This is a genomic window from Georgenia soli (assembly GCF_002563695.1).
In the GTDB taxonomy this organism is placed as follows: Bacteria; Actinomycetota; Actinomycetes; order Actinomycetales; family Actinomycetaceae; genus Georgenia; species Georgenia soli.
Map to the genome: position 1 here is coordinate 1,515,219 of NZ_PDJI01000004.1, position 22,298 is coordinate 1,537,516.

General features: G+C 74.7%; 20 protein-coding genes. 13 read left to right on the top strand and 7 right to left on the bottom strand.

Going from position 1 to position 22,298, the window contains the following annotated elements:
* Positions 1 to 141 precede the first annotated feature (141 nt).
* A complete protein-coding gene (locus ATJ97_RS08085) occupies positions 142 to 1,710 on the top strand; it encodes an FMN-binding glutamate synthase family protein (protein WP_098483312.1) in 1,569 nt (522 codons plus the stop codon).
* Positions 1,711 to 1,770: 60 nt separating this feature from the next.
* Here ATJ97_RS08085 and ATJ97_RS08090 read toward each other — a convergent pair whose 3' ends face one another.
* Positions 1,771 to 2,913: a Glu/Leu/Phe/Val family dehydrogenase gene (locus ATJ97_RS08090; protein ID WP_245862271.1), complete on the bottom strand. Its 1,143-nt coding sequence runs from the start codon at positions 2,911 to 2,913 to the stop codon at positions 1,771 to 1,773.
* A gap of 273 nt (positions 2,914 to 3,186) precedes the next feature.
* Here ATJ97_RS08090 and ATJ97_RS08095 point away from each other — a divergent pair, with 273 nt between their 5' ends.
* Positions 3,187 to 3,825 carry a nitroreductase family protein gene (locus ATJ97_RS08095; RefSeq protein ID WP_098483314.1) on the top strand — a complete coding sequence of 213 codons (639 nt, stop codon included), beginning with the start codon at positions 3,187 to 3,189 and terminating at the stop codon, positions 3,823 to 3,825.
* Between the two features lie 237 nt (positions 3,826 to 4,062).
* Here ATJ97_RS08095 and cofC read toward each other — a convergent pair whose 3' ends face one another.
* Together cofC and cofD are read right to left on the bottom strand one after the other, a co-directional pair.
* The gene (gene cofC / locus ATJ97_RS08100) at positions 4,063 to 4,683 is read right to left on the bottom strand and encodes a 2-phospho-L-lactate guanylyltransferase (RefSeq protein WP_245862277.1); all 621 of its coding nucleotides are present in this window, start codon (positions 4,681 to 4,683) and stop codon (positions 4,063 to 4,065) included.
* Positions 4,684 to 4,769: 86 nt separating this feature from the next.
* Positions 4,770 to 5,696 (bottom strand): 2-phospho-L-lactate transferase, encoded by a 927-nt coding sequence (gene cofD, locus ATJ97_RS08105; protein ID WP_098483316.1) that lies wholly within the window; start codon positions 5,694 to 5,696, stop codon positions 4,770 to 4,772.
* An 80-nt stretch (positions 5,697 to 5,776) separates the two neighbouring features.
* On the opposite strand from cofD, the gene ATJ97_RS08110 reads away from it, so the two are divergent.
* The 7 genes from ATJ97_RS08110 to ATJ97_RS08140 all read left to right on the top strand — a co-directional run bounded on the left by ATJ97_RS08110 (position 5,777) and on the right by ATJ97_RS08140 (position 12,851).
* On the top strand, positions 5,777 to 6,346 hold the full coding sequence (locus tag ATJ97_RS08110; protein WP_098483317.1) for an NYN domain-containing protein: 570 nt from the start codon (positions 5,777 to 5,779) through the stop codon (positions 6,344 to 6,346).
* On the top strand, positions 6,346 to 7,974 hold the full coding sequence (locus ATJ97_RS08115) for an amidohydrolase (RefSeq protein ID WP_098483318.1): 1,629 nt from the start codon (positions 6,346 to 6,348) through the stop codon (positions 7,972 to 7,974). The genes ATJ97_RS08110 and ATJ97_RS08115 overlap by 1 nt, the downstream gene beginning before the upstream one ends.
* 37 nt (positions 7,975 to 8,011) lie before the next feature.
* On the top strand, positions 8,012 to 8,863 hold the full coding sequence (locus ATJ97_RS08120) for a PhzF family phenazine biosynthesis protein (protein WP_098483319.1): 852 nt from the start codon (positions 8,012 to 8,014) through the stop codon (positions 8,861 to 8,863).
* A complete protein-coding gene (locus ATJ97_RS19740) occupies positions 8,860 to 9,009 on the top strand; it encodes a hypothetical protein (protein WP_170037267.1) in 150 nt (49 codons plus the stop codon). The genes ATJ97_RS08120 and ATJ97_RS19740 overlap by 4 nt, the downstream gene beginning before the upstream one ends.
* A 116-nt stretch (positions 9,010 to 9,125) precedes the next feature.
* Positions 9,126 to 9,893 (top strand): response regulator transcription factor, encoded by a 768-nt coding sequence (locus tag ATJ97_RS08125; RefSeq protein WP_170037270.1) that lies wholly within the window; start codon positions 9,126 to 9,128, stop codon positions 9,891 to 9,893.
* Positions 9,893 to 11,626, top strand: coding sequence for a sensor histidine kinase (locus ATJ97_RS08130; protein WP_098483320.1), 1,734 nt, complete (start codon positions 9,893 to 9,895; stop codon positions 11,624 to 11,626). The genes ATJ97_RS08125 and ATJ97_RS08130 overlap by 1 nt, the downstream gene beginning before the upstream one ends.
* Positions 11,627 to 12,167: 541 nt before the next feature.
* On the top strand, positions 12,168 to 12,851 hold the full coding sequence (locus ATJ97_RS08140) for an SRPBCC family protein (RefSeq protein ID WP_245862279.1): 684 nt from the start codon (positions 12,168 to 12,170) through the stop codon (positions 12,849 to 12,851).
* A gap of 71 nt (positions 12,852 to 12,922) precedes the next feature.
* Here ATJ97_RS08140 and ATJ97_RS08145 read toward each other — a convergent pair whose 3' ends face one another.
* Genes ATJ97_RS08145 through ATJ97_RS08160 form a run of 4 tightly spaced genes read right to left on the bottom strand, consistent with a single transcriptional unit; the run spans position 12,923 to position 18,421 of the window.
* Positions 12,923 to 14,611, bottom strand: a complete 1,689-nt coding sequence (locus ATJ97_RS08145) for an FAD-binding oxidoreductase (RefSeq protein WP_245862283.1) — start codon at positions 14,609 to 14,611, stop codon at positions 12,923 to 12,925.
* Positions 14,608 to 15,354 carry a lysophospholipid acyltransferase family protein gene (locus tag ATJ97_RS08150; RefSeq protein ID WP_098483322.1) on the bottom strand — a complete coding sequence of 249 codons (747 nt, stop codon included), beginning with the start codon at positions 15,352 to 15,354 and terminating at the stop codon, positions 14,608 to 14,610. The genes ATJ97_RS08145 and ATJ97_RS08150 overlap by 4 nt, the downstream gene beginning before the upstream one ends.
* Positions 15,351 to 16,160, bottom strand: coding sequence for an SDR family NAD(P)-dependent oxidoreductase (locus tag ATJ97_RS08155; RefSeq protein ID WP_098483323.1), 810 nt, complete (start codon positions 16,158 to 16,160; stop codon positions 15,351 to 15,353). The genes ATJ97_RS08150 and ATJ97_RS08155 overlap by 4 nt, the downstream gene beginning before the upstream one ends.
* A complete protein-coding gene (locus ATJ97_RS08160) occupies positions 16,157 to 18,421 on the bottom strand; it encodes an HAD-IB family hydrolase (protein ID WP_098483324.1) in 2,265 nt (754 codons plus the stop codon). Before ATJ97_RS08160 ends, ATJ97_RS08155 begins: the two co-directional genes overlap by 4 nt.
* 164 nt (positions 18,422 to 18,585) lie before the next feature.
* Between ATJ97_RS08160 and ATJ97_RS20670 the strand changes: the two genes are divergently transcribed.
* The 4 genes from ATJ97_RS20670 (at position 18,586) to ATJ97_RS08180 (ending at position 22,276) form a co-directional block, all read left to right on the top strand.
* Positions 18,586 to 20,226, top strand: coding sequence for a hypothetical protein (locus ATJ97_RS20670; RefSeq protein WP_143426947.1), 1,641 nt, complete (start codon positions 18,586 to 18,588; stop codon positions 20,224 to 20,226).
* Between the two features lie 138 nt (positions 20,227 to 20,364).
* Positions 20,365 to 20,655, top strand: coding sequence for a WXG100 family type VII secretion target (locus tag ATJ97_RS08170; RefSeq protein ID WP_098483326.1), 291 nt, complete (start codon positions 20,365 to 20,367; stop codon positions 20,653 to 20,655).
* A 176-nt stretch (positions 20,656 to 20,831) separates the two neighbouring features.
* Positions 20,832 to 21,818, top strand: a complete 987-nt coding sequence (locus ATJ97_RS08175) for a DUF4031 domain-containing protein (RefSeq protein ID WP_098483327.1) — start codon at positions 20,832 to 20,834, stop codon at positions 21,816 to 21,818.
* Between the two features lie 176 nt (positions 21,819 to 21,994).
* Complete coding sequence (locus ATJ97_RS08180) at positions 21,995 to 22,276, top strand: DUF1876 domain-containing protein (RefSeq protein WP_098483328.1); 282 nt, start codon at positions 21,995 to 21,997, stop codon at positions 22,274 to 22,276.
* The last annotated feature ends 22 nt before the right edge of the window (positions 22,277 to 22,298 follow it).

The following is a 22,298-nucleotide window of genomic DNA, read 5'->3' on the forward strand; positions in this document are numbered from 1 at the left end:
AGGGCCTCGCCCGTGGGTCCCGCCCGTCGCCAACTGGCCCGCGCCCCTCGTCCCGCCCGTCGCCAACTGGCCCGTACCCCCCGGAGGCCTCGCCGCGCCCACCGATGGCGGGAGGCACCGGCGGGCGGGACACTCACCTCCATGAGGTGGACGACGGCGTTCCTGCCCCTCGCCGGCCTGGCCGGTGTCGCGGCGCACGACCTCCTGCAACGGCGCCACACCCTCCTTCGCAACTTCCCCGTCGTCGGCCACGCGAGGTTCGCGATCGAGAAGATCGGTCCGGAGCTGCGCCAGTACGTCGTCGCCGGGAACGACGAGGAGCGGCCCTTCACCCGGGACCAGCGGCGGTGGATCTACGCCTCGGCCAAGGGCGAGAACAACTACTTCGGCTTCGGCACGGACAACGACGTCGAGAACACCGACGGCTACCCGATCATCAAGCACCGCACCTTCTCCGCCGTCGCGCCGCCCTCGCACCCCCGGTCCGGCGAGGAGGTCCGGCTGCCGTGCGCCAAGGTGCTGGGCGCCGCGCGCGGCCGGACCGGCGCCTTCCGCCCCGAGTCGGTGGTCAACGTCTCGGCGATGAGCTTCGGCTCCCTCTCCGGCAACGCGGTCCGAGCGATCAACGAGGGCTGCGCCATGACCGGCGCCCTCCACAACACCGGCGAGGGTGGCCTCTCCCCGCACCACCTCCACGGCGGCGACCTCATCTTCCAGATCGGCACCGCCTACTTCGGGTGCCGCGACCTCGACGGCGCCTTCGACCTCGAGCGCCTCAAGGACCTCGTCGCCTCCGCGCCGGTCCGGGCGCTCGAGATCAAGCTCAGCCAGGGCGCCAAGCCAGGTCTCGGCGGGGTGCTGCCGGCGGCGAAGGTGTCCGCGGAGATCGCGGAGATCCGTGGGGTACGGCAGGGCGAGGACTGCATCAGCCCGTCCCGGCACGCCGAGTTCAGCGACGTGGACAGCCTGCTCGACTGGGTGGAGCTGCTCGCGGACGCCACCGGCCTGCCGGTCGGCATCAAGTCCGCCGTCGGAGACCTCGAGGTCTGGCGCGACCTGGCCGCCGCCATGGCGGACGGGCAGCGCGGGGTCGACTTCATCACCATCGACGGCGGAGAGGGCGGCACCGGCGCCGCTCCCCTGACCTTCAGCGACTCCGTCGCCCTGCCCTTCCGGGTCGGGTTCCCGCGGGTGTACGGCATCTTCGCCGAGGCGGGGCTGACGGACGACGTCGTGTTCGTCGGCTCGGGCAAGCTGGGCCTGGCCGACAACGCGATCGTCGCGCTCGCGCTGGGGTGCGACCTCCTCGGCGTCGCCCGCGAGGCCATGCTGTCGATCGGGTGCATCCAGGCGCAGAAGTGCCACACCGACACCTGCCCCGTGGGGGTGGCCACCCAGAACGCCTGGCTGGCCCACGGGCTGGACCCGGCCCAGAAGTCGGTCCGGTTCGCCGGCTACCTCCGCACCCTGCGCCGCGACCTGCTCAAGGTCGCCGAGTCGTGCGGCGTGCTGCACCCCGGGCTCATCGACGTCGACGACGTCGAGATCCTGGCGGGCAACCAGGAGGGGCGCCCGCTGCGCGAGGTCGTCGGCTACCGGCCGGGCTGGGGCATGCCGTCGGCCGCCCAGCAGGCCGAGCTGAGCGCCCTCATGACGGCGGAGGCGCCGACGGGCGGTACCGCGCCGGGGTCACGGACCGGCCAGGGCTGAGGAGGCCCCGCCCAGCAGACCTGCCGAGCGAGCGCCCCGACACCGACCGGCCGCTCTCCCTCAGCGCCGCCCGGGCAGGTACATCCGGGAGGAGCCGATCGCGGTGATGCGTTCCTCGGCGAGGTGGTCCGCGGCGCGGGCGGGGCTGATGCCCTGCTCCTCGGCCCGCTCCAGGACCGCCTTGGTGGCGCCGTAGAGCTTCTCCACCCGGTGCTTGGCACGCTGGAAGTCGAACCCCTCCAGTTCGTCCGACACCTGGATCACGCCACCGGAGTTGACCAGGTAGTCGGGGGCGTAGGTGATCCCCCGGGCGAGGAGGCGTTCGGGGATGCCGCCCTCGCCGTCGTCGGCGAGCTGGTTGTTGGCGGAGCCGCACACGACGCGCGCGCGCAGCGCCTCCACCGTGGCGGCGTCGAGGGCGCCGCCGAGCGCGCAGGGGGCGTAGACGTCGAGGTCGGCGTGGACGAGGGCGTCGGTGTCCACAGCCACCTCGACCTCGGGGTGCTCCCGGCGGACGGCGTCGACGGCCTGGTCGCTGACGTCGGTGACCACGACGGTGGCGCCCGCCTCGAGGGCGTGGCCCACCAGGAGGTGACCGACCTTGCCGACGCCCGCCACGCCGACCGTGCGGCCGCGCAGCGACCCGGTGCCCCACACGTGCTCCGCGCACGCCCGCATCGCGGTGAAGACGCCGAAGGCGGTCAGCACCGACGGGTCGCCGGCGCCGCCGTGCGGCTGGCTGCGTCCGACGACGAAGCTGGTCTCGCGGTGGATGACGTCCATGTCCGTCACGTACGTGCCGACGTCGCAGGCCGTCACGTACCGGCCGCCGAGGGACTCGACGAAGCGGCCGTACGCGCGCAGGAGCGCCTCGGACTTCTCACGGGTCGGGTCGCCGATAATCACGGCCTTGCCGCCGCCGAGGTCGAGGCCGGCGAGGGCGTTCTTGTACGTCATGCCCTTCGACAGGCGCAGCACGTCCGCGAGCGCGGCGTCCTCCGAGTCGTAGGGGTAGTACCGGGTGCCGCCCAGGGCAGGGCCCAGCGCGGTGCTGTGGACGGCGATGATGGCACGCAGGCCGCTGGCGGCGTCGTTGCAGTAGACGACCTGCTCGTGGCCGTGCGCGGGGTCGAACGGGCCGGGGACCCGGAACGAGGCAAGAGGGGCGGTGCGGGGCGCCTCAGGGCGCGACAGGGTGGTCACGGCGTCTGACTCCTTCGTCATCTTGTGGATGAGCGGCGCCGCGCCAGGGGTGTCGGCCCGGTCACCGTCAGAACCAGGGTAGTCCGGACCTACCGGACGGGCAGCGCGGACGGACTCGCTGCCAGGTCCCTTGGTCCTAGGCGCACCGGTCCCCGCTCGCCGGGCGGGCCCGGGACACCACCGCGGCCACGTGGCGGTGACGGGGTGCCCGGTGCCGGACGCCGCTCCGGACACCACCACTGTCGTCGCGTGAGCCCTGCCATGATTTCTGGCGTGGAGTTCCAGGAGGTCGTGCGACAACGGCGGATGGTGCGCCGGTACTCCCCCGAGCCCGTCGATCCCGCCGTGGTCGACCGGCTTCTGCGGCACGCGGTCCGAGCCCCGAGCGCCGGCTTCTCCCAGGGCTGGGGCTTCCTCGTGCTCGACCGGCCCGACGACGTCGCGCGGTTCTGGGCGGCCGCCACCCCGCCGGCCCGCGCCGCCCGGCCGGACAGCTGGCTGCGCGGCATGCGGACGGCACCGGTGGTGGTGGTCCCGTTCTCCTCCGAGGCCGCCTACCGCCGTCGCTACGCCGAGCCCGACAAGGCGGGCGCCGGTCCGGCGCGGGATGCTGCCGCGGGAGCTGGCGGCCCTCGCTGGGGCGTGCCCTACTGGCACGTCGACGCCGGGATGGCCTCGCTCCTCATCCTCCAGACGGCCGTGGACGAAGGCCTCGGGGCCTGCTTCTTCGGCGTCCCGCCGGGGCGGGTGGCGGCCCTGCGCGCGGAGTTCGGCGTGCCGGAGGAGTACGCGCCCGTCGGGGCGATCACGGTCGGGCACCCGGCGCCGGAGGAGCGGCCGGGCGGCTCGGCGACCAGTCGGCGGCGCCGCCCGCTCGACGAGGTCGTCCATCGGGGCCGCTGGACGACCTGACGGGCGACCCCTGCACGCCCGCCAGGTGCCCGGGATATCGACGTCGGGGTGCGCCGGCCGGATGCCCCGACGCCACGCGCGCCCGGCCGGATGCCCCGACGCCCCGTGCTTCGGCCGACGAACTGGCCCAATCGGTTCGTCATCGCGCGAATCCTGACCAGAATGGCCATCTCGGTCGCCTTGCACCGAGGGTCCCAGCCGGTCCAGCCCCGATCTGACGCCGCGAGCGCCAGCTCGTCATCCCTCGACCGCGCGCCGCAGCGCGGTCCGCACGGCCTCGGGGAGCGCGGCCCAGTCGGCCGCCGTGTCCAGGTCGGTCGACGTGCCGGCCCGGAGCACCACGTCCGGCACCACGCCCAGCCGCCGCGCCTCGCGCTCGTGCGCCTCGCGGCTCCCGGGGCCGAACCGGAAGCGGAAGCCGCTGACCGAGCCGTCGAGCACGAGCGCGTTGGTGCCCGTACCCGACCGGTCCGGCGCGACGACGACCCGTCCCGCCGGGGCCAGCAGCGCACCGACGTCCTCGGCCGTCAGCAGGGGCAGGTCGGCGTGGGCCACCAGCACGCGCCGGGCCCCGGCCTCGAGCGCCAGCTCCTGGCCGACGGCCACCGCCTCGTTCAGCCCCGGCCGGCCGCCCGGCTGCGGGACCACCCGGACCCGGCGGTCGCTCCCCATGACGCCCGCGGCGAACTCCGGGTCGCCGGTGACCACGAGGACCCGGGCGACCGGCCCGGCGAGCAGCGCGCCGAGCACGTGGCCGGCGAGCGTGGCCACCAGGCGGGTCCGCTCGGCGGGGCCCAGCTCGTCGGCGAGCCGGGTCTTGCCCGCCCCGCCGCCTCTCAGCGGCACGACGGCGATCACGGGTCGGCGCTGATCCGGCCGGACCCGCTGACTCCCGGCATCTCGTCCGGCTGCCGGGTCCTGCACCCCGGCCTCGTGCGACGTCGTCATCCCGCGGCGAGGAGCTCGCGGGCCAGCCGCTCCCGGTCCTCGGGACCGCCCATGACGGTCCGGGTCACCAGCGCCGCCATGCCCAGCTCCCCGACGGCGGGTGCCAGGTCGCGGTCGCTCTCGTCGAGGACGTAGACGTCGGCCAGCCCGGCGTAGAGGCGGGCGACCCCGAGGGCCGAGACCTCGTGGCCCATCGCGCCGAGCATGGCAGCGGCCGGCCCCTTCAGGGCTCGCCCGCCCACGATCGGGCTGACGGCGACCCGGCGGGCGCGTGAGGACGCCAGCCGCTCGCGCACGCCCGGGACGGCGAGCACCGGGCCGATGCTGACGAACGGGTTCGACGGCCCGATCACCACGACGTCGGCGTCGAGCGCGTCGAGCACCCCGGGCGCCGGCCGGGCCTCCTCGATGCCGCCGAGGACGATGCCGAGCACCTCGTCCTCGTGGCGGCGCCTGACGAAGTAGTCCTGGAACTCCAGGCGGCCGGCGGGCGTGTCGACGAAGGTGGCGACGGCGTCGTCGGTCATGGGGAGCAGCCGGGCGCGGACGCCCAGCGCGGCGGCGAGCTCCGCCGTCGTCGCCGAGAGCGGGGCGCCCGCGCGCAGGCGTGCGGTGCGCAGGACGAGCGTGGCGAGGTCCCGGTCCCCCAGGCGGAACCAGGTGTCCTCGCCGAGGCGGGCCATCGCCTCGAGGGTGGCGAAGGTGTCGCCGGCGATTCCCCAGCCGGTCTCCGGGTTCGCCGTCCCGGCGAGGGTGTACATGACGGTGTCGAGGTCGGGGCTGACGCTGAGCCCGTAGATCACGGCGTCGTCGCCCGTGTTGACGACGACGGTGAGGTCGTCGGTCGCACGGTCGAGGCCCTGGGCGAGCTTGGCCCCGCCCACCCCACCCGCCAGCAGGGTCACGCTCCGGTCGTCTCGCACCGGGGCAGCCTATGACGTCGGCGCGCCTGGGCCGGGGCGCGGTGCGCCGTACGGACGGACGTCCCCACTACTGTGGCCCCATGCCCGACTCCCGCACCACGTACCTTCTCGTCGACGGCGAGAACATCGACGCCACCCTCGGCATGAGCGTGCTCGGCCGGCGCCCCGCGCCGGAGGAGCGCCCGCGCTGGGACCGCGTGATGCACTTCGCGGAGGACGTGTGGGAGGACGAGAACGCGCGCGGCCTGTTCTTCCTCAACGCCACGTCGGGGCAGATGCCGATGGGGTTCGTCCAGGCGCTGCTGGCCATGGACTTCCACCCGATCCCGCTGGCCGGCACGGTCCACGAGAAGGTCGTGGACATCGGCATCCAGCGCACGATGGACGCCATCCTCGAGCAGGGCCAGGGGGACGTGCTGCTCGCCTCGCACGACGGCGACTACATCCCCCAGGTCGAGAAGCTCCTGGACGCCGGGCGGCGCGTCGGCGTGCTGTGCTTCCGCGAGTTCCTCAACTCCGAGCTCGCGGGGCTGACCGAGCGGGGGCTGCGGATCTTCGACCTCGAGGACGACCTCGGCGCCTTCACCTCCGTGCTGCCGCGCGTGCGCATCATCCCGCTCGCCGCGTTCGACCCCAGCCGCTACCTCTGATGGCCCCTGCCTCCACCGGGACACCGGGCGCGGGGCGGGGAGGGGACGCGCTCACCGGCTCCGTGCTGCTGCGGCGCGTCCGGCTCGTCCCGGTGGACGACGGCGGAGCGGCGCCCGGCGAGCCCGTCGACCTGCGCATCACCGACGGCACGGTCACCGCCGTCGCCCCCGCGCTCGGCCGCCTGCCGGGCGAGGAGGAGATCGACGCCGACGGCCGCTGGGCCGTGCCCGGGCTGTGGGACCAGCACGTCCACCTCACCCAGTGGGCGCAGACGCTCACCCGGCTCGACGTCTCCGCGGCCCGCAGCGCCGCCGAGGCGCTCGAGCTGCTGGCCGCGCACCTCGCCGCCGTCCCGCCCGCCGGCCACGCCCCGGTGCGCGAGGAGCCCGTCCTCGCCTACGGGTTCCGCCACGCCACCTGGGCGGACCGGCCCACCCTGAGCGCCCTCGACGCCGTCGCGGGCGGCCGCCCCGTGGTCCTGCTCTCCGGCGACGTGCACAGCGGCTGGGTCTCCACCCGCGCCCGCACGCTCCTCGGCCTGCCGGTCCCGTCCGGCGCGGACGTCGCGGACGACGACGGCCTGGTCCGCGAGAACGAGTGGTTCGCGGCCCTCGGGCGGCTCGCCGAGCTGCCCGGTCCCGACCCGGCCGAGGGGCTGCGCGAGGCGATGCGGCACGCGGCGGCGCGCGGCGTCGTCGGCGTCACGGACATGGAGTGGGCGCGCAACGAGCTCGACTGGCCGGGGCGCGTGGCCGCCGGGCTCGACCTGCTCCGCATCCGCACCGCCACCTACGCCGACCACCTCGACGCCGTGCTCGCGGCCGGGCTCCGCACGGGGGACCCGCTCCCGGGCGGCCGGGGCCTGCTGACCATGGGACCGCTGAAGGTCATCTCCGACGGATCGCTCAACACCGCCACCGCGCACACGCTGCACGCCTACGCCCACCCGCACGACGCCGCGCACCCGCACGGCGTGCAGAACGTGCCGGCGGGCGAGCTCGCCGAGCTGGCGCGGCGGGCGACGGCCGGCGGCCTGGAGGTGGCCATCCACGCCATCGGCGACGCCGCCGTCGCCATCGCCCTGGACGCGATCGAGGCCGCCGGTGCCCGCGGCTCCGTCGAGCACGCCCAGCTCCTCGCCCCCGACCAGCCCGCGCGGTTCGCCCGGCTGGGCGTCGTGGCCAGCGTGCAGCCCGCGCACCTGCTCGACGACCGCGACGTCTCGGAGCGGACCTGGCCCGGCAGCGGCGCGCGGAGCTTCCCGCTGCGCTCGCTGCTCGACGCCGGGGCGCGGCTGGCGTTCGGCTCGGACGCCCCGGTCGCCCCGCTGGACCCGTGGCTGGCCATGGCCGCGGCCGTGCACCGCAGCGGCGACGAGCGCGAGCCGTGGCACCCGGAGCAGCAGATCAGCGCGGCGGAGGCGCTGGCGGCCTCGACCGGTGGCGCGGGCACGCTGCGGCCAGGGTCCCGGGGCGACGTCGTCCTCCTCGACGCCGACCCGCTCGCCCCGCCGCGCCCGCCGGGCGGGGCCGGTGCCGCCGGGACCTCCGCGGCCGTGGCGGCCCACCTGCGTGCGACGCCGGTCGCGGCGACGTTCGTGGCCGGCCGCGCCACCCACCCGCTGTGAGCGCGGCAGCGGCTGCAGGGCCACTACCGTGGGGCCCGTGAACGAACGCCGTTTCGCCCAGGTCGACGTCTTCTCCTCCGTGCCCTTCGCCGGCAACCCGGTGGCCGTCGTGGTCGACGGCGAGGGCCTCACCGACGCCGAGATGCAGCGCTTCGCGGCGTGGACCAACCTCTCCGAGACCACGTTCCTGCTCCCGCCCACCAGCGGCGACGCCGACTACCGGGTCCGCATCTTCACCACCGACGAGGAGCTGCCCTTCGCGGGGCACCCCACCCTCGGCTCCGCGCACGCCTGGCTGGAGGCCGGCGGCACGCCGCGCACACCCGGTCACCTGGTGCAGGAGTGCGCCAAGGGGCTGGTGCCGCTGCGGGAGTCGGCCGGCCGGTGGGCCTTCGCCGGTCCGGAGCTCAGCAGGTACGAGCCACCGTCGTCCGACGAGCTCGAGCGCGCCACCCGCGGCCTCGGCCTCACGCCCGAGGACGTGCTCGACGCCTCCTGGCTCGTCAACGGCCCGGAGTGGCTCGCGGTCCGGGTGGCCTCGGCCGACGTCGTCCTCGGGCTCCGCCCGGCCTACGCCGAGCTCAGCGACCTCTTCGTCGGCGTCGTGGGGCCGCACCCCGCCGACGACGGCGCCCCGGGCGAGGACGACCGCCCCACCTTCGAGGTGCGGGCCGTCATGGGCACCGGAACCGAGGACCCGGTCACCGGCAGCCTCAACGCAGGGCTGGCGCGCTGGCTGCGCGACACCGGGGTCGCGCCCGCCTCCTACGTCGCGGCGCAGGGCACGGTGCAGGGCCGTGCCGGCCGCGTGCACGTGACCGAGGAGGACGGCCGGATCTGGGTGGCGGGCGACGCCGTCACCGGCGTCGCCGGGACGGTGCGGCTGTGAACGGGCTGCCGGAGGAGCTGCGCGGCGCGGGCGAGGACCTCCCGCCGCGGCGCAAGCGACCCGTGTGGCACCGGGTGCTGGCGGCGGTGGTCGTCGCGGCGATGCTGCTCTCCGTCATCTACTACTCGGCGGCCGCCCTGCTCTAGCCGCCCCGCAGCCACCTGGCAGGCCGGAACCGGCACGCCGGCACGGTCGCCCTCCACCCGGGAGGGTCCCAGAGAGCTCCCAGGCAATCCTCAGGCGAGCGCGGGACACTGGGCGCATGAACGCCATGCTCACCGGCCGCGCCGACGCCGCCCGGACGGCCGAGGCGCGCCTGCTGGTGGTCGACGACGAGCCGAGCATCCGCGAGCTGCTCTCGGCGTCGCTGCGTTTCGCCGGGTTCGACGTCGTCACGGCGGAGGACGGCAACGCCGCCCTGCGGGCCGCCGCGCAGGAACCGCCGGACCTCGTCGTGCTCGACGTCATGCTGCCGGACATGGACGGCTTCACCGTGCTGCGGCGGCTGCGGTCGCACGGGCAGAGCGTCCCGGTCCTCTTCCTCACCGCCCGGGACGACATGTCCGACAAGGTGCAGGGCCTGACGGTCGGCGGCGACGACTACGTGACGAAGCCGTTCAGCCTCGAGGAGGTCGTGGCCCGCATCCGGGCCGTGCTCCGCCGCACCCAGCCGCCGTCCGAGAACGACGGCGCGCACCTGACCTACGCCGACCTCGAGCTCGACGAGGACGCCCACGAGGTGCGCCGGGCGGGCCGCCCCGTGGAGCTCTCCCCCACCGAGTTCAAGCTCCTGCGCTACCTGATGATCAACGCCGAGCGGGTGGTGTCGAAGACGCAGATCCTCGATCACGTGTGGGACTACGACTTCGCCGGCGACCCCGCGATCGTGGAGTCCTACATCTCCTACCTGCGCCGCAAGATCGACTCCGCGGAGAACCTCGGCCTGGCCGGGGACGCGGCGGTCACCCTCGCGCCCCTCATCCACACCCGGCGCGGCGTGGGCTACGTGCTGCGCCGGATCCCGGCCTGATGGTCTCGCGCCTGCACGACCGCTGGCGCGCCGTCCCGCTCAGCGCCCGCCTCGTCGCGATCATCACGACCCTCCTGCTCGTGGGTCTGACGACGGCGGCCCTGGTCACCGTCGCGGTGCTGCGTGCCAACCTCATCGGCCAGGTGGACCGCCAGCTCGAGGCCTCGGCGCACGACCTCGCCCAGCGCACCGTCGACCAGCTCACGGGCAGCCGACCCCTCTCCGACACCAGCGTGCTGCCGTCGGAGTACTACGTGCGTGTGCAGGTCTCCGGGCTGGGGGTCGAGGAGATCATGAGCCCGCGGACGGCGGAGGAGGTGGGCCGCCCGCGGCTCGGGCCGGTCGACCTCGGCTCCCTCTCCGCGGCCGACGCCGAGCCGGTGACGGTCCTCGGCGACGGCGGTGACGAGGGGCGCGTGCGGTGGCGCGCCACCACCATGCCGCTGCGCGCCCCCGGCGGCAGCCAGGTCCTCGGCGCGGTCACCGTCGCGCTCCCGATGGTCGGGGTCGACGAGACGCTGGCGGGCACCAGCAAGCTCATCATGCTCTCCGGCCTCGTGATCGTCGGCGGCGGCGGGCTCGCCGCCTGGGCCGCGGTGCGCCGCTCCCTCGCCCCGCTGCGCGAGATCGAGGCCACCGCCGGCGCCATCGCCGACGGCGACCTCTCCCGCCGCATCCCCGCCCTGCCGGCGACGACGGAGGTGGGCTCCGTGGCGCGCTCGCTCAACGTCATGCTCGCCCAGATCGAGGAGTCGTTCGCGGCGCGGACGGCGTCCGAGCAGCGCATGCGTCGCTTCGTCTCCGACGCCTCGCACGAGCTGCGCACCCCGCTGTCGACGATCCGCGGCTACGGAGAGCTGTACCGGATGGGCGGGGTCCCGCCGGAGCGGCTCCCGCAGGCCATGGGACGGATCGAGTCCGAGGCCACGCGCATGGGCAACCTCGTCGAGGACCTGCTCCAGCTGGCGCGGCTCGACGAGGGCCGCCCGCTCGTGCTGACGGACGTCGACCTGGTCGCCGTCGCCCGCGACTCCGCCGCCGACCTGCATGCCCAGGCGCCCGACCGCACGGTTACCGTGGTGCCGCTCGCCGGGACGCGCGCCCCGCAGGTGCCGGTGGTCGTCCGCGCGGACCGGGACCGCATCAGCCAGGTGGTCGCCAACCTCATGGGCAACGTGCTGCAGCACACCCCCGCCGGAACACCGGTCGAGATCGGGGTGGGCGTGGTGGAGCCGGGCTGGGCGCAGCTCGAGGTGCGCGACCACGGTCCGGGGATCGCGGAGGAGGACGCGGAGCGGGTGTTCGAGCGCTTCTACCGGATCGACCCCTCCCGGACGCGCAGCTCCGGCGGGTCCGGCCTCGGGCTCGCGATCGTGGCCAGCATCGTCGGCGCCCACGGCGGGGCGGTGCGCGTCGTGCCGACGCCGGGCGGCGGAACCACCGTGCAGGTGGCCCTGCCGGCCGGCGAGGCACAGCCCGCGGCACCGCCTTCCGCCGCGACGGAGGCCGCACCTCCGGCGTCGGACGCAGACCCCGCAGGCGCCGAGCGCTCAGGCGCCGGCGACCGGGGCGTGCCGGACCCGGCCCGCCCGGTGGTGGGCGCCGTGGGACGAGTACAGGCGGAACCGCGGGATCATCACGGCGAGCATGACCGGGCAGGCCAGGCTCGTCTGAACCTCGATCAGGCTGGCCTGGGGCACGGCACCGGTCAGGTAGCCGACGATCAGCAGTAGCCCGACGGCGAGGGTCGCCCCGGCCATCTCGAGCGTCGGGCGCCAGTCCATGCCCCGGAACCGCATCCAGGCCGCCATCGGGACCGACAGGTTCACGGCGATCACCGCGACGGACAGGACGGGAGCCTGCTCGGGCAGGTTCGTGCGACCCAGGGACGCCGCTCCCTGGAAGAACAGCACGGACAGCGCGACGGCGCCGACGCACATCACCACGCACATCTCCGCGTAGTGGAGGAGGAACCGGCCGACCGGTGCGGCGACCCTCCGGACGGTTCCGTCGTGGTCGTGCGCGCGGACCTGCGGCCCGTGCGCGGCAGCTGTGGTGCGCATGCTGACCTCCCTTCGGCCGAGGCGGGACCCAGGGTGGGCCCCGCTCGCCAGACCGACGGGCCGGGCACCGCGCCCCGCGGGACGGTGCGCCGGTGATGCGGCCATTGTCGTCCTTGCCCGGTTCGTCGTCCGGGGACGAAGGTCCCGCGATGCCCCACCGGCGACGGTGTGCTTCCCTGGACCTAGGTCTGCTCCGACGCTGGAGGTCCTGATGCCGGTCCGCCCCCTCGCCCGGCCCGCCGCCGCGCTGCTGCTGCCGCTGCTCCTCGCCTACGACGTCGCACTCCGCCCGTGGATGAGCGCGTGGGGCAGCACGCCGGAGGAACGGCGTGAGCCGCTGCCGGGCGACGAGATCGTCGCCGACGTCATGACCCACTGCACCAAGGCGGTCACCATCGAGGCGCCGCCGGAGCGCGTGTGGCCGTGGCTGGTCCAGATCGGGGACCGCCGCGCCGGCTTCTACAGCCACGACCGGGTGGAGCGGTTCGTGTTCCCGGGCACCGTCCACTACGTCGAGCGCACGCACTCCGCCACCCGCATCCACCCCGAGCTCCAGCACCTCCGGCTCGGCGACCGCGTCAACACCGGCTCGGTCGGGCGGTTCAGCTTCGGCAACCCCGTCACGGTGCTCGAGCCGAACCGGGCGCTGGTCATCGGCACGTGGGCGTTCGTCCTGCGCCCGCTCCCCGGCGGCCGGACGCGGCTGCTCGTGCGGGAGCGCGACGGCGGGTACCTGCGGCCCATGGTGCCCCGCCGGTTCGCGCTGGCCCGCGCCGCGCTGGGTGTCGTGGACTACGTCGTCGGCGACCCGCTGCACTTCGTGATGGACCGCGGGATGATGCTCGGCCTGAAGGAGCGCAGCGAGCGCGCTCCGGCAGCCTCGCAGGCCCGGTGACGCCCTCTGCTCCGGGACGAGCCGGTCAGCGGGGGGTCACCGTGCTCCGGCGCGCACCTTCAGGTGCGCGCTCACCACTCCCGGTGCGCCGGGAGCAGGGTGCCCGGGTTGAGGTTGCGGCCCGGGTCGACCCCGCGCAGCAGCGCGACCATCACGTCGGTGCCGGCCTCGGAGATGTCCTCCTCGAGCCAGTGCGCGTGGTCGGTGCCGACCCCGTGGTGGTGCGAGATGGTGGCGCCGGTGTCCACGAACGACTGCTGGATCGCCTTCTTGACCACCCAGTACTTCTCCAGCTGCCCCTCCACCGACTCCACGCCCGGCGCGAACGCGAACGTGAAGTAGAGGCAGGCGCCGGAGTGGTAGCTGTGCGAGAGGTGGCACATGATGAAGCCCTTGACCCCCAGCTCGTCGAACGCCTCGCGCGCGGACCGGATGGTGCCGGTGTAGACGTCCATGAGCCTCGACCACGGCGCCGCGGTCTCCGAGACGTCGCCCATCGCCCCGATGTCGAGGAGGAAGTCGCGGATGTAGGGGGTGTCGAACTTCTTCTGGTCGTACAGGGCGCCCGGCCCGCGGCCGAGCTTGATGCCGCCGTGCTTCTTGACGATCTTGCCGATGATGTTCTTCTCGGCCTTGACCCGGGCGCTGCCGCCCTCGTAGCCGACGTAGGAGAGGCACACCGCGTCGAGGTCCCAGCCGCGCTTCTCGAGCACGTCGAAGAGCACGGTCTGCACCTTGCCGGAGATGCCCTTCTTCGCCTTCTGCGTGGAGAAGGAGAAGGCGGTCTCGTTGGCGTCGGAGACGCGGGTGACGGTGGGGTGCGCGTCGGAGGTCGAGATCTCCTGCATCGCCGCCAGCGCGGCGCTCCACGAGGGGTACAGGTAGGCGATGATGTCGCGGTTCTCCGGGAGGCGGTGCACGTGCACCCACGCCTCGGTGATGACGCCCAGGCGCCCCTCGGAGCCGAGGATCATCTCGCGCACGGACGGCCCCGACGACGTCGAGGGCAGCGGCCGCAGCACCACGACCTTGCCGGGCTGGACCAGGCGCAGGCCGCGGGTGATGTCGGCGATGTCGCCGTACTTGTCGGACTGCATGCCCGACGAGCGCGTCGCGATCCAGCCGCCGAGCGTGGAGTGGCGGAAGCTGTCCGGCTGGTGGCCCATGGTCCACCCGCGGGCGTTGAGCTGCTCCTCCATGTCCGGGCCCAGCACGCCCGCCTGGATGCGGGCGAGACCGGCGTGCTCGTCGACCTCGAGCACGCGGTTGAGCCGGCCGAGGTCGAGCGAGACCACGGTGCGCTCCTCCGCCGGCGGCGGGGTCAGCGAGCCGGAGATGTTCGACCCGCCCCCGAAGGGGATGAGGACGGCGTCGGCCGCGACGACGGCGTCGACGACGGCGCGCACCTCGTCCTCGTCGGCGGGGTAGACGACGACGTCGGGCACGCGCGGCAGGTCACCGGCCCGGACCCGCACCAGGTCCGCCAGGCCCTTGCCGTAGGTGTGCACCACCCGGTCCAGGTCGTCGGTGACCACGTGCTCCTGGCCGACGGCGGAGCCGAGGGTCGCGGCGAGCTCCTCGCCCAGCCGGGTGGCCGGGACGTCGAGCTCCTCGAACGCCGGCGGCGGCGTGCCCGGCGCCGAGAGGTCGATGCCGACCTTGTCCATCACGAACGGTGCCATCCTGGGCTTGTCGCGGTAGTTGAACGCGACGCCCTCCACACCCCAGCCCCACCACTTCTGGTGTGCGACACCCTTCACGAGGCCTCCTCCTGCTTGTGGTCCGTACCGGCCTCCTGGCCGGGAGCTGCGCCGTCGGCGAGCACGTACGGGGTCTGCATCTCGAGCATGGTGCGCACGCGGGCAGCCACGCGGTCGTTGAACTCGCGGGGCTTCTCGCCGGGCCGCGGGCGCATGGGGCGGCCGACGAGCATGCGCACGCGCGGGCGTCCGGGCACCGGCCACGACCGGCCCACGGGCATGGCCTCGTGGGTGCCGAGCAGCGCCACCGGCACGCACGGGACGTTCTTGGCGACGCACAGGGCCGCGGCACCGGGCTTGAACGCGCGCATGACGCCGTCGCGGGAGCGGGTGCCCTCGGGGAAGATCAGCACCGGCACGTCCTCGGCCACCAGGCGCTGGGACAGACCCTTGCGGGTGCGCTTGCCGCCGGAGGTGCGGTGGATGGGGTAGGTGTTGAAGAACAGCGACGTCGCCGCCTTCGTCCACCAGCGGGAGTAGAAGTAGTCGGCGGCCGCGCCGACCGCGAGGTGCTCGGTGACGTGGCGCGGCAGCATGCTCATCAGGACGCCGGTGTCCAGGTGGCTGGAGTGGTTGGCGACGACGACGAACGGGCGGCTCAGCCCCTCGAGGTTGTCCAGCCCCTCGACGACGGTCCTCGTCACGGTCCGCACGACGGGTCGCAGGACCATCCGCTGCGCGACGAACCGCGCAGCCCGGTGCCAGCCGGCGTGGTAGCGCCTCAGGCTCGGTGCACCTGTCATTTCCGGCTCCCCTTGATGATCGCCGTCGCGCGACGGACCAGCGGGCGCGGCGCGTGCTCGGCGAGGAACGCCAGCGTCGCGAACCGCCTGGACGGGACGGAACGTACCCGACCCTTCTCGACGTCGGCGAGGCAGTCCTCGACGACGCGGTCGGCCTCGAGCCAGAGGGCGTCGGGGATCGAGCTCGCCCGGATCCCGGCCCGGTCGTGGAACTCGGTGCGCACCCAACCCGGCAGCAGCGCCGTGACGGTCACCCCGGTGCCGTCGAGCTCGAGGGAGAGGGACTCGGAGTACGTGCGCACCCACGACTTGATCGCGGAGTAGCCGCCCATCGGGATCAGGCCGGCGACGGAGGCGACGTTGACGATCACCCCGTGCCCGCGGGCCTTCATCGCCCGGCCGGCGGCGCCGCCGAGCACGAGGACGGCCCGCACCATGAGGTCGAGCGCCTCCTCGTGCTCGCTCGGGTCCTCGGCCAGCAGCGGGACGTGCAGGCCCCTGCCGGCGTTGTTGACCAGGATCTCCACCGGGGAGACGGGGTCGGCCAGCCGGGCGGCGACCGCGCCGACGGCGTCCCGGCGGGACAGGTCGGCGACGATGGTCTCCACCTCGACGCCGTAGCGCCAGCGCAGCTGCTCGGCCGTCTTGGCGAGGCGGGCCTCGTCGCGCGCGACGAGCACCAGGTCGCAGCCCCGGGAGGCCAGCGCCCGGGCGAAGCTCAGCCCGATGCCGGACGTCCCGCCGGTCACGAGCGCACGCCCGTGGAGCCGGGACCCCGCGGTCGGGCTCTCGCTCCCCTGCGTCACTGGCGTTCTCCCTTGATGCTGCGCAGGACGGGGGTGAGCCGTCCCTCGGCCGTGGCGGTCCACTGGTGGGTGGGCCAGCGCCGAGCCCGGGCGTAGCGGTAGAGGCCTGCGTCGGGATTGACGGCGTTGGGATACCCGACGACCTCCAGCCACGGCCGGTCGGCATAGCTGTCCCCGTAAGCATAGGACCCCGTCAGGTCCATACCCTGCTCACGCGCGTAGCGGCGCAGCCACGCGGCGCGCGCCTCGCCCACCAGCGGGGAGGTGGCGAGGTGGCCGGTCCAGCGCCCGTCGCCGTCGGTCTCCATCCGCCCGGCCACGATCTCGTCGAAGAGCGGTGCGAGCGGCTCGACGAAGACGTCGATCTCACCGGTGACGAGCACGGTGCGGTGGCCCGCCTCGCGGTGCGCCCGGATCCGCTCGACGGCCTCCACGAGAAGACCGCGGCGCAGCGACGGGGTCACCTTCCGCGCGATGACGGCCCGCAGCTCCTGCTCGCTGGCCCCCTCGTAGCGGCGCATGAAGGTGCGGATGAAGTCGCCGCGGTCCCGGCGCTCGGCCTGCAGGTAGCGCGGGCCGAGGGCGACGAGGTTGGCCAGGGACGCCGGCCAGCGCGACGCCGGCTTCGCGGCGAGCTCGACCCAGAGGTACTGCTCGACGAGGGTGGCCGCGGCGACCGTGCGCTGCAGGTCGAAGACGGCGAGCACGTCCTTGCGGCGCGGCAGCTCCGCGGGCGCGCCGGGCGCCTCCTTGGGGGTGCGGTCGCGCATCAGCCCGGGGACGCCGGGGATGTGCACGTCCAGGAGGTAGTGGCGCCAGTCGATCTCGGCGACGTCGAAGCCGTGCTCGGCCTGCCGCTCGGCGGGCAGGGCGGCGTGCAGCGCGCGGGTGCGGGCGTCGTCGAAGATCACCTCGGTCTGCGTGTACGGCTGGTACAGCGAGGTGAACTTGCGGAGTGTCCCGAGGTCGCGGCGCGCCTTGTACAGCGCGGAGATCCACTGCCGGGTGCGCCGGTTGGCGGGCAGGTAGCCCAGCGCCCGGTCGGCCACGTCCACGGCCAGCTCGCGCCGCCCCAGCGCGCGCTCCACGGCGCCGCGGTGCGGGAAGGACCACGCCGGCACGGCCACGTGGGCGCCCTCGGCGTCCTTGAGCGGGTTGGCGGAGAAGTACTCGCGCACCATGTGCACCAGCGAACCGAGGCGCAGGGGGTTCGTGATCCCGGAGCTGACCTGGTAGTAGTTCGCGCCGCCGGGTGCGGGCGGTGCCGCGGCGGCGGCGAGGATCGCGTTGACGACGAAGTCGACGGGGATGATGTCGAGCACCGTGTCGGCGAGGGCGGGGAACTCCGGCAGGAGGCCGCGGCCGTAGGCGGCGATCAGCGGGTCGGCCACCTTGAAGCCGTCGATCCAGCCCGGGTAGGGGTGCCTGAGGGAGGACTCGATGATGGTGGGGCGCACCACCGAGAGACGGTGGCCCGCACCCGCCCACATCTCCTCGGCGACGCGCTCGCCCATCGCCTTGGTGAAGGTGTAGACGTCGGGCCAGCCGAGGGAGAGTGCGCGGGTGCGGCCGTGCTCGACGAGCTGCTCACGCACCCACTCGGACCGGGCCGTCTCGGCGGCCTCGGCGACGGCGCGCGCCCCGGCACGCCGGTGCTCCTTCTCTGCCTCGCGGAGCAGGCGGCCCAGCACCTCGGGGGTGCGGGACTCCTTCTCCGCCGCCTCCCGCGCGGCGACGGCGGAGGCGAGCTCGACCTCGCGGTCGATCTCGTGGTCCAGGGCCCGCTCCTCGGCCACGCCCTTGCGCAGGCCGGCTACGTAGCTCGTGGAGACGTGGACGACGTGCGGGTCGGCCCCGGTGGCGGCCAGCGCCTCGTAGAGCGAGATGGGACCGCCGACGTTGGCGGCGAACGCCTCGTCGACCGGCAGGTCGAAGGAGACGGTGGAGGCGGAGTGGAGGACGACGTCGACGTCGTCGGGCAGCGGCGGCAGGTCTCCCAGGTCGCCGGAGATCACGGAGACACGCTCGGCGAAGGCGGCCGCCGCCGACTCCTCGCCCACCGACCGGCGCCACGCCTTGAAGACGGGCTTGCGCAGCAGCTTGGCCACGCGCTGCTCGGCGGAGAGGTCTCCCCGGGGGCGGACGAGCACGCTGACGCGCGTGCTGGGGTAGGCGGAGAGGAGCTTCTCGAGCACGGCCTGCCCGACGAAGCCCGTGGCGCCCGTGAGCAGGACGTGCGCCTGGTCCAACGGTTGTGACATTCCGCGAACTCTACCGGGAGCCGCACCGTTTCCCGGGCCACCGTCCGCATCCCGCCGGGGCGTGGCCGTGAGCCTCGACACGGGTGGTCCCCATCCGTCCCACCGCCGCGCCGGGCGGGTCTACGATCGGGCGACCGCACGATCAGCATGCAAGGATCTGAGCCATGGGCGTCATCGACGTACCTCAATGGTTGCCCGCCGCGTTCGTCCGCAGCGTTCTCGCCGTCGGGGCCACCGCCCCGCGTGAGGAGATCGAGGCCACGTGCCGCCGACTCCTCGAGCGGTGGCAGGAGCCGGACCGGCACTTCCACAACCTCAAGCACCTCGTCGACGTGCTCGCCCGCGTCGACGAGCTCGCCGAGGAGACCCACCACCCCGACACCGTGCGGCTCGCCGCGTGGTACCACGGCGCGGTGTTCAGCTCCACGCCCGGCAAGGCTTACTCGCGGAGCGGCGGGGAGGACGAGGGCGCCTCGGCCGAGCTCGCCCGGGAGGAGCTGGGCGCCCTCGGGGTGCCCCCGGCCACCCGGGACCGGATCGCGGAGCTCATCCTCAACCTCAAGCGGCACGAGATCCGGAGCCGCGACATCGACTGCCTCGCCCTCTCCGACGCGGACCTGGCGGTGCTGGCGGCCGACCCTCAGCACTACCAGGCGTACCGCAAGGCGGTGCGGGCCGAGTACGCCCACCTGCCCGCCCGTCACTACGTCGAGGCCCGGCTCGCCATCGTCACCAAGCTGCTCGCGAGGCGGAACCTCTTCGTCTCGCCGATGGGTGCGCAGTGGGAGGACGCGGCTCGCGAGAACCTCTCCGCGGAGCTCGCCCGGCTGCAGGCGGAGCTGGCGGCCATGGGCGAGGCCGGGCCCGAGGAGTCCGTCGCTGCGGCCGAGGCAGCGCAGGGTGAGGTCGTCGAGGAGAGCCACCGCCGCGACGACACCGGGTCCCACGTCTTCACCGCGCCGGTCCGCGCCGCCACCGAGGCTCCGGCCGACTCTGCCCTGCCCGCCGGCCCCGGCGCCTCCATGCCATCAGGCTCCGGTGCATCCGCCACCTCCGGCGACGAGGCGGCCCGGCCGGCTCCCGCCGCCAAGTCCGCCGCCGACGCCGGCCCGGCCGCGCGTCCGACGTGGGGGCCCGTTCCCGGCCAGGGCCGAGGGCCCGGGGCCGCGACACCCGACGCGGTGCCTTCCGAGGTCGCGCCTGCAGGCGCCGTGACGCCTGGCACCGCGATCCCTGGCACCGTCACTCCCGCAGCCGTGACCCCTGGCGCCGTCACCCCTGGCAGCACGCCGACGCCGTCGGAGGCCGCGGCCGAGCGCGGACAGCGTCCTACCCGGACGTCCTCCCTCGAGTCCGAGCCCGACGACCTGGCCGCCCGGCCCCGTGCCGGCGCAGAGACCACGCGGGCGACCAGGGACGCCGTCGCACGATCCTCCCGCGAGCTCATCGAGCAGGCGGCGCGCGACCGCCGCGAGCGGGCGGACCGGGAGCGGCTGCAGCGGGAGCGGCGGCTGGCCGCCCGGGCGGAGCGCGAGCAGATGCTGGTCCCGGTCCGGGAGCGCCGTGCGAGTGCGGCGTCCACGCTCACGCCGCCCACGCCGCCCAGCCCGGGGACGCCGGACTCCGCAGGCCGCCGCGTCACGCCGGAACAGCCCCGCGGCACGGTCGAGCCGGTCCCGCCCCTCGTCGACGCGCAACCGGTGACCGGGCAGCGGCCGACCGAGGACGGCGCCCCGCAGCACGGCATGGAGCGCGAGCCCGACTTCTTCGACCGACCCCGCCGGAAGAAGGACAAGAGGAGGTAGCAGGACGGCCGTCCACAGGTGCGCCGGACGGCCGTGGTGTCCACAGACCCGGACGCCGCTCCCCCGGCAGTGCCGGTCGTCTCCGTAACGTCCCGATGCGTACCCGCGCCACCGGGGCGCGGACGGGAGGAGCACACCATGGCACGGTTCCAGGTCGACAGCGCCGAGGTGGCGCTCGCCGCCGCGCAGACCCGCACCACCACCGCGACCCTCCGGGCGGAGGCGGCCGCGATGATGAACCACCTCGTCCAGCTCCAGGCCTCCTGGACCGGCTCGGCGTCGGCGGCGTTCGGCGCATGCGCGGACCAGTGGCGGGCCACGCAGGCGCAGGTGGAGGCCTCCCTGGAGCAGATCACGATCGCCCTCGACGCCGCGTCGCGCACCTACGCCGACGCCGAGGCCTCCGCCCAGGGTCTCTTCGCGCGCTGACCACGGGCGGCGGCCGACGAGGACGGCCGGGACGGACGGGGACGGCGACCGGGACGAGGACGGCCACCGGGACGAGGACGGCCACCGGGACGAGGACGGCCACCGGGACGAGGACGGCCACCGGGACGAGGACGGCCACCGGGACGAGGACGGCCACCGGCCGTAGCATCGGGATCGTGGCCATCCTCGTCGACCAGCCGCGCTGGCCCGCCCACGGGACGGTCTGGGCCCATCTGGTCTCTGACCGGTCGCTGGAGGAGCTGCACCGCTTCGCCCGCGCCAACGGCCTTCCGCCACGGTCGTTCGACCTGGACCACTACGACGTCCCGGCCGAGCGCCTCGAGTCCCTGGTGGCCGCGGGCGCCGAGCTCGTCCCCGGCCGCGAACTGGTGGCCCGGCTGCGCGCGTCGGGCCTGCGGGTCCGGGCTTCCGACCGGCTCCAGGAGAAGCACCGCCGGCTCACCGCGGACCTGGCCCTGCGCTGGGCAGCGCTCGCTGCCCGGACCCCGGCCGGCCGTATGGGACCCGACCGGGACCGCCGAGACGTCCGAGAGGTTCGGGCCGCCGCTCCGGCGTCGACCGAGTGGGTCGACGCCGGTGCCGAGCTGCTCCGCCGGTGGGACGAGCCGCACCGCCACTACCACGACCTGACGCACCTGGACGACGTGCTGCAGCACCTCGACGTCCTCCGTGCCGACGGGGAGGCGGTCCCCGTCACGGCGGAGCTCGCCGCCTGGTTCCACGACGCCGTGTACGACCTGGTGCCCGGCGCCGACGAGCAGCGGTCCGCCGAGCTCGCCCGCGAACGGCTGTCAGACCTGGGCGCGGGTCCGGCGACCGTCGCGGAGGTGGAGCGCCTCGTGATGCTCACGGCGAGCCACGCGCCGGCCCGGGGCGACGCGGCCGGCGCCGCGCTGTGCGACGCGGACCTGGCGATCCTCGCCTCCTCGCCGCGTCGCTACGCGCGGTACTCCGCCGCCGTGCGCGCCGAGTACGCGGGAGTGCCGGACGAGGACTTCCGGCGTGGACGTTCGGCCGTGCTCGGCGGCCTGCTCGCTCACGAGCACATCTTCGCGACCGCGTCCGGCCGCGCACGCTGGGAGACGCCGGCCCGGGAGAACCTCCGCCGCGAGCTTGCCCTGCTGGACCGACCGCACGACTGACCGGCCTCGCAGCCGGCTCCCGGTGGCCGGCGCGCGCGACGGTCAGACCTGCACCCGGTGGCCTGACACGAGCCACCGGGAGTCCCCTGGACTCGCCGCAACGAGCGACGGACCATGGAGGGACCACTCCGGCGCCGCACCGCCGCGTGCGCCGGGCACCCACTCGAGGAGCCGTCATGACGAAGACGTGGAACGTGCGGATCGAAATCTTCGACGCGGAGGAGGTGCGCTCGGACGAGGCCGTCACCACCGCGCACGCCGTCCTGACCACGTCGGCACCCACGCCGATCCACGGCTACGGCCGCGCCCGGCGCAACCCGGAGGACCAGGACGTCCCGGAGATCGGCGAGGAGCTCGCCACGGCACGCGCCCTCCGGGACCTCGCGGACCGGCTGCTGAAGGCGACGTCGGACGACCTGGCCGCCATCGAGCACCACAAGATCCATCTCCGGCGCTGACCCGCGCCCGCCGGAACGTGGC